At 42.7% G+C, this 7,051-nt stretch carries 7 protein-coding genes and 2 tRNA genes; 8 read left to right on the top strand and 1 reads right to left on the bottom strand.

Annotated features, from left to right (window positions below; genetic code table 11):
• The first annotated feature begins 43 nt into the window (after positions 1-43).
• The 7 genes from CYQ88_RS09115 (at position 44) to CYQ88_RS09145 (ending at position 5,844) form a co-directional block, all read left to right on the top strand.
• Positions 44-1,864: a lipopolysaccharide assembly protein LapB gene (locus CYQ88_RS09115; protein WP_158236036.1), complete on the top strand. Its 1,821-nt coding sequence runs from the start codon at positions 44-46 to the stop codon at positions 1,862-1,864.
• Positions 1,865-2,024: 160 nt separating this feature from the next.
• A tRNA-Gln gene (locus CYQ88_RS09120) sits at positions 2,025-2,099 on the top strand.
• 62 nt (positions 2,100-2,161) lie between these two features.
• Positions 2,162-3,127 carry a ribose-phosphate pyrophosphokinase gene (locus CYQ88_RS09125; RefSeq protein ID WP_101841048.1) on the top strand — a complete coding sequence of 322 codons (966 nt, stop codon included), beginning with the start codon at positions 2,162-2,164 and terminating at the stop codon, positions 3,125-3,127.
• 206 nt (positions 3,128-3,333) lie between these two features.
• Positions 3,334-3,915: a 50S ribosomal protein L25/general stress protein Ctc gene (locus CYQ88_RS09130; RefSeq protein ID WP_101841049.1), complete on the top strand. Its 582-nt coding sequence runs from the start codon at positions 3,334-3,336 to the stop codon at positions 3,913-3,915.
• Between the two features lie 33 nt (positions 3,916-3,948).
• Positions 3,949-4,524: an aminoacyl-tRNA hydrolase gene (gene pth, locus CYQ88_RS09135; RefSeq protein ID WP_101841050.1), complete on the top strand. Its 576-nt coding sequence runs from the start codon at positions 3,949-3,951 to the stop codon at positions 4,522-4,524.
• A gap of 37 nt (positions 4,525-4,561) precedes the next feature.
• Positions 4,562-5,653 (top strand): redox-regulated ATPase YchF, encoded by a 1,092-nt coding sequence (gene ychF, locus CYQ88_RS09140; protein WP_101841051.1) that lies wholly within the window; start codon positions 4,562-4,564, stop codon positions 5,651-5,653.
• Between the two features lie 114 nt (positions 5,654-5,767).
• Positions 5,768-5,844 (top strand) — tRNA-Met (locus CYQ88_RS09145).
• A gap of 69 nt (positions 5,845-5,913) precedes the next feature.
• Here CYQ88_RS09145 and CYQ88_RS09150 read toward each other — a convergent pair.
• On the bottom strand, positions 5,914-6,306 hold the full coding sequence (locus CYQ88_RS09150) for a homoserine dehydrogenase (protein ID WP_101841052.1): 393 nt from the start codon (positions 6,304-6,306) through the stop codon (positions 5,914-5,916).
• A gap of 147 nt (positions 6,307-6,453) precedes the next feature.
• Between CYQ88_RS09150 and CYQ88_RS09155 the strand changes: the two genes are divergently transcribed.
• Positions 6,454-6,999, top strand: coding sequence for a hypothetical protein (locus tag CYQ88_RS09155; protein ID WP_143483779.1), 546 nt, complete (start codon positions 6,454-6,456; stop codon positions 6,997-6,999).
• The last annotated feature ends 52 nt before the right edge of the window (positions 7,000-7,051 follow it).

The following is a 7,051-nucleotide window of genomic DNA, read 5'->3' on the forward strand; positions in this document are numbered from 1 at the left end:
TTACAGTGTGTTTTTACACTTTTATCAAATTATGGGGAAAGATTTGTCTGGATTCGTTGTATTCAAACCCGTTATTTTACGGGTTCTATTGTTGGTTATCGGGTTGGTTTTAAGTGGTTGTGCTCAACTGAAACCCAAGGTCGAGTCTGCTTTCGGATTAGATGCAGCTCAAACCCAGCCAGAGTCCGTATCAAAGCCAGAAGACTCCCAGCAGTCCGGTAAGGATGTGTCCAAAATTGAGTTGACCGCTGCAGAAATGTATCGTGTTATGTTGGCGGAAATGCTAGTGGTGAAAGGAGATGTGCGTACTGGGTTTTCAGTCATGCATGAAGTCGCAACGCTAACGAGACAACCGGAGCTGGCTGAGCGAGCTTTTAAACTATCAATGGCGACTTATGATTTAGCATCAATTGCTTCTGCGGCCGCTTTGTGGCGTGATGTTTCACCGGATGAACCCTTAGCTTGGAAAGCGTCCTATATTATGCAGGCGCGTGACGGTCGAATTGAAGAGGCTATTTCGAGTTGGTCACGCTTTCAGCAATTGTCGGGCAAGGATTTAGTTCATGTTCTGATGGAAACGGGGGTGCGTATTACCCAAGCCGTTCCGGTTGAGCATGGTACGGCTTTTTTACAGCAATTACACCAGAAGTATCCACAAAGCTTAGTCATGCGCTATGTGTTAGGGATGGCATCAGAAGCATATAAGCAGTATGCATTAGCCATTAGGCAGTTAGAAAGCACGATTGCGCAAATTGATTCTGAAACTTCAAATGAAATGGGCGCTGAGTTAAGGCAGCAGCTTTATCGAGAATCCCATTATTTATTGGCGAATGCTTATTTGAAGTCGGGGCAATCGGAGTTGGGGTTGGTCCGTTTAGCGGATTATATTAAGGCGCACCCTAAAGATTGGAAGTTTCAAGAGCGTTATGCGCGAATGGAAGTAAAGGTTGGGCGATTTGATTTGGCAGAGTCGCGTTATTTGAAAGTGGTCGAAAATGAACCCGATGCAAACACTTCTAAGTTATCAGCGGCTTTGTTGATGTTGGAAAGGGAAGCGTATGATAAAGCTGAGGTACTGTTGATTGAGCTGGAGTCCGTGTTGCCGTATCGCTCGAGTGCACTTTATTATTTGGGGGTGTCGGCGCAAAGACAGCATCAGTTGACTCAAGCAAAGCGCTATTTTCAGCAAATTACCACGCATGACTACTTGCTCGATGCACGATTGCATATGGCCGAAATTGATTATCCCGAAGTTGGTCTGGTCAAAACGCTTGAGGCGTTAGATGCAATAGATGTGACTGAAACGGCAGACAAGGTGAAATTATTGCAGGCCAAAGCCATCTTTTATAATAAAGCTGGTGAAAAGCAAAAATCGATTATGGTTTATGATCAGGCTATTGCATTGCAAGATCAAAAAGTAGAACTGTATTTGATGCAGGCGATGTTGTTTTATGATTTAGCTCAGTTTGAACAATATGAAGCGAATCTAAAGCAGGCACTTGCGATTGATGGCGATGATGTCGAAATAATGAATGCATTGGGCTACTTCTATGCCGAACAAAAAAGAGAATTCGTTTATGCGCAGCAATTGTTGGATAAAGCTCTGACCCTAGCGCCAAATCGCTATTACATTTTGGACAGCCGGGGTTGGCTGGCCTATCAGCAAGGGCAATACCAAGAAGCAGAAAAATTCCTTTCGCGCGCACTGGCATTGCAGGTAGATGAAGAAGTGTTGATTCATTTAATTCATGTCCTTTGGAAGCTTGAGCGTCAGGAAGAAGCAAAAAAGCTCTGGGTTGACTATCGAAATCAGTATCCCCAAAATGAAGTTTTACAAACTTTAATTCTGGATTTGATGAAATAAGACGGTTAGAGATGTTGGCAATATTATGTTTTTCTTGCATTTAAATATTATTGAAAGCTTGTTATTATGGGGTCTCTTAATTTTTTTAGTAAAAAACGCTTGATTTGCGGCTTTTAAAATGGATAATACGCACCTGTCTTAGATGACAGCGATAAACAGTTGGGCTATAGCCAAGCGGTAAGGCAACGGGTTTTGATCCCGTCATGCGCAGGTTCGAATCCTGCTAGCCCAGCCATTATCCTCCCTGAATTCTTCAAATCATTTTTTTCCTGGTTTTCGCCATAGGAGTTGCCATTCATGGCTTACAAAAATGTCCGATTATTTGCCGGAAACGCAAATGTCAGCTTAGCTGAAAAGATTTCCTCCTCGATTGAAATTCCATTAGGTAAAGCAGATGTCGGCCGCTTTAGTGATGGCGAGATTATGGTTCAAATTAATGAATCAGTACGCGGAAAAGATGTTTACGTTTTACAGCCTACCTGTACCCCTGAACCCGCCGTTAATTTAATGGAACTGCTGGTTATGATTGATGCGCTAAAACGCGCTTCTGCAAAGCGGATTACCGCAGTGGTGCCCTATTACGGTTTTGCTCGGCAAGATCGTCGTCCTCATTCAGCTCGTGTACCAATTACAGCGCGCTTAGCAGCGGATATGATTACGGTTGCCGGTGCCGATCGTTTGATCACAGTGGATTTGCATTCGGATCAAATCCAAGGATTTTTCGATATTCCGGTCGACAATATTTATGCCTCACCGACGCTTGTTGATGACATGCGTACTTCGGGTCATATCGCTGGCGATAATATGATGGTGGTTTCGCCTGATATGGGTGGTGTCGTGCGTGCTCGCGCTGTCGCCAAAGCCCTAGGGTGTGATATGGCCATTATCGATAAGCGACGTCCAAAAGCGAATGTCGCTCAAATTATGAATATTATTGGTGATGTATCCGGTCGTGATTGTATCTTAGTTGATGATATGGTGGACACAGCCGGTACGCTTTGCAAGGCTGCGGCTGCATTGAAAGAGCATGGCGCAAAAAGTGTAACGGCTTATGTTGTTCATGCCGTTTTGTCTGGCTCTGCCGTTGATACGATAAATAATTCTTGCCTAACAGAACTCGTCGTAACAGACACCATCCCATTGTCCGAAGCGGGTATGGAATCTAATCGCATTCGTCGCGTTTCAGTTGCTCCTGTACTCGGTGAAACCATTCGACGTGTCCATCAGGAAGAATCAGTTTCCGAGTTAATGCCTATTCGTTAAAGGCCTTATTGCACGTCAAAACGACCAGGCCTGGTCGTTTTGGCAGTTTAAGGTCTTGTTTTCTTACGTTAATCTCTTTTGTTTCTAAAAAAAATCGGTATAATACCGCTCTTTGTTTCTGTGCTTGGTCGCGAGCATGGAGTTTTGGGGCTTGCCCCGGTTTATTTATTAGGTGAACGACGCCTAAGATTTATGGAGTAATTAAAATGGATCAAGTTTGGACAGCAGAGCTGCGTACAGAGGAAGGGAAGGGTGCGAGCCGCCGTCTTCGTCTGGCAGGCAAAGTACCAGCCATCGTATATGGTGGTGAGCAGGAAGCAAAATCAGTTGCTTTGAAAAGTAATCAAATTGAACGTGCTTTAAGAATAAATGTTGATTTGTATAACACCGTTTTAACGCTAGAAGGCGAAGGTGTTGCTGAGCAATGTATTATTAAAGACTTACAGCGTCATCCTGCAACAGGCTTTATTTCTCACATTGATTTTCAACGTGCAAGTGATAAGTCAGCTATCGTAAAACGTGTTCCACTTAAGTTTGTTGGTAAAGAAGTTGCACCAGGTGTGAAAATCGGTGGGATTATGTCTTTCATGCAATCCAGCGTTGAAGTGAGTTGCTTAACTAAAGATTTACCAACTGCAATTGAAATTGACGTTTCTAATTTAGAAGCAGGTCAGAACTTGCGTCTATCTGAGTTAGAAATTCCTGCTGGTGTTAAGTTAACCGCGTTAACGCACGGTAACACTGATTATGATCAGGCCGTTGTTGGTATCAGCAAAGTAAAACGTTAATTTTAAGCGTTTAAGATAACAGAAAGCCCGCATATGTCCTGTATAAAGCTAATTGTTGGTCTGGGAAATCCTGGAAAACAATATGAGCAAACTCGACATAATGCGGGTTTTTGGTTTGTGGAGGAAGTTGCTCGTCAATATCAAGTGCAATTTCGTCCAGAGACCAAATTTTTAGGTGATGTGGCTCGAGTTCAGTCAAATGGCATGGATGTTTGGTTGCTTAAACCCATGACTTTTATGAATCGAAGTGGTCAGTCTATCCAATCTTTAGCCAATTTCTATAAAATATCAGCCGATGAAATTCTCGTGGTGCATGATGAACTTGATTTAGCACCCGGTGTTGCCAAGCTTAAGTCTAATGGCGGGCATGGTGGTCATAATGGATTACGTGACACCATTGCCGCATTGGGCACGCGAACCTTTCATCGTCTTCGGTTGGGGATTGGGCATCCAGGTCACAAGGATCAAGTGGTGGATTATGTCTTACGTGCACCCTCTAAACCGGATTTTCAAGCGATTGAAGATGCAATTTATGATGCTTCACACGTCTTGCCGGAACTGCTAAGTGGCGAGATGGAAAGGGCAATGCATCAACTTCACACGCAGTAATTCAATAAATTAATCATGACGCTATTAGGAGTTCAAAATGGGAATTAAATGTGGCATTGTTGGCCTACCCAATGTTGGAAAATCGACCTTGTTCAATGCCTTAACAAATGCAGGGATTGAATCAGCCAACTATCCATTTTGTACCATCGAACCCAATGTTGGCGTAGTGCCGGTTCCAGATGAAAGGGAAGATGCGTTGGCAGAGATTGTGAACCCTGAGCGCGTGTTATCAGCAACGGTCGATTTTATGGATATCGCAGGCTTGGTCGAAGGTGCTTCAAAAGGGGAAGGGCTTGGCAACAAATTTTTAGCCAATATTCGCGAGACCGATGCAATTGTTCAAGTTGTGCGTTGCTTTGAAAATGATGATATTGTGCATGTCGCCGGTAAAATTGACCCCATTTCAGATATTGAAATTATCAATATGGAACTTATCCTAGCAGATATGGAGTCTTTGCAAAAAGCGGTTCAAAAAGTACAGCGTGTTGCAAAAAGCGGTGATAAAGAAGCGGTTGCCAAGCAAGTTGTCTATGAAAAGGTGTTGCACGAAGTTGAAAACGGCAAGCTCGTTCGTCTGGTTGAATTGAATGAAGATGAACTTAAAGTCTTGCAAGATTTGCACCTCTTAACCATTAAGCCGATGATGTATGTTGCGAATGTGAATGAAGATGGGTTTGAAAATAATCCCATGTTAGATAAGGTTGAAGCGCTTGCTGCGGAACAAGGTGCCGTGGTGGTGCCAATTAGTGCGGAAATCGAAGAACAGGTTGCAGAACTTGATGATGAAGACAAGGCTGAATTCCTTGCGGAAATGGGGCAAGAAGAACCTGGTCTAAACCGAGTTATTCGTGCTGCTTATCAGTTACTCGGCTTGCAAACCTATTTCACAGCAGGCGTAAAGGAAGTTCGAGCTTGGACGGTTAAAAAAGGCGCAACCGCACCGCAAGCGGCAGGCGTGATTCACACCGACTTTGAAAAAGGGTTTATTCGTGCAGAAGTCACGGCCTATGAAGATTTTATTGCCTATAAAGGTGATGCCGGTGCAAAAGCAGCTGGAAAGCAACGCTTAGAAGGTAAAGAATACATTGTTCAAGATGGCGATGTAATGCATTTCCGTTTTAATGTTTAACGCTATCGCGCGCTTAAAATGACCAGGCCTGGTCATTTTAGCTGAAAAAGTGATAAAACTCCTGTTACAAGGTTGACAAGGCCGATAAAAATTCTATAATACCGCAATCTTTTTGGCTACATAGCTCAGCTGGTTAGAGCACATCACTCATAATGATGGGGTCCCAGGTTCAAATCCCGGTGTAGCCACCATATTTCTAAAAAACCCGCCTAGTGCGGGTTTTTTTATGTCTGTGATTTCTAGATTTTGGCTAGTATGGTTTAGTGATAGCCAATGTCATGGTGGTGTGATTGTGGAAGGTTCTCCGCATCAGGAAGCAGATACCAAATAAGGTAATCAACGACCATTGGCACGATTACGCTATGTTCATTACCGCTTTCTTGAAGTATTTTTCGGATGTTTTGTTTTATTTCAGGGCGGTTTGAGGTATCCATAATGATGTCTATATCGGATCCGAAGTATTCAATAGCCTCTTCATATTTTGGGTAGTTCGGTATGCCTCGGTCGAGCGCGTCATCAATGAGTGCATTTTCCATGTTGGGTTCACTGATCGCTAGAATTTCCACTTGATCAGGGTTTAGGGTGGTAAACTTTTGATAGAATTTACCGCCGACTCGACCAAGACCGATCATTAGAATGTTGATTTTTTTCATGAGATTCCTCTTTTGTTTTTTTGTCATAAACGTAAATCGGACGTCATTAAGTATAGAATAATCAATAGGTTTTTGCTAGCTGAGTCAATAAGTTGATTCAGCTAAGTAATAGAAGGGCTGAACAATTTATAATTGAGTGAGGAAGTTTTGAAAAATAGAATTCGATTCTTGGTGTTGAATGTATTGCTGATTGTTTCTGTCAAAAGTTTCGCTTTTACTCAGTCGTGTCAGCTGGTGGCAAAAATGGCTGGAGATGCGTATGAAGCTCGTCCAGATTGGTTTGCTAGCTTATCTTCCCCATCCTTGTTAAATGGTCAGCTAGGGTCGTTAGTGGAAAGGAATGGAGCTTGGTATATTTATAAAACATCGGCAGTAAGTTTTAAGCAAGAGCAATGCACGACCCAGAAGTTGGTTGTAAATGGTCACAGTGTGGAGATAGTTCCTGTTTTATATAATAGAAAGACGCACCAGAGCGCAGTTATTAATGGGCGGTTTTTGATTAAGGTTTATCGTGTAAAGAATCTGAGTCAGTTGGTTGGCCGGTATGGATTTAAAAAAGTTTCCGTATTACCAAATCGGTTTACGGCCATTTTTGATGTTAGACCACAAAAATCTTACGATTATTTAATTGAGCGTTTAGATCAAGATCGAGACGTTGAGTGGGTTGCCCCTATATTAAGTGAACCTAATTAACAAATAAGCTAGATTGTTCTATTTTGTTAAAACAAGGTAACTGACTGGCATA

The sequence above is a fragment of the Hydrogenovibrio sp. SC-1 genome, from assembly GCF_002848135.1.
Lineage (GTDB): Bacteria > Pseudomonadota > Gammaproteobacteria > Thiomicrospirales > Thiomicrospiraceae > Hydrogenovibrio.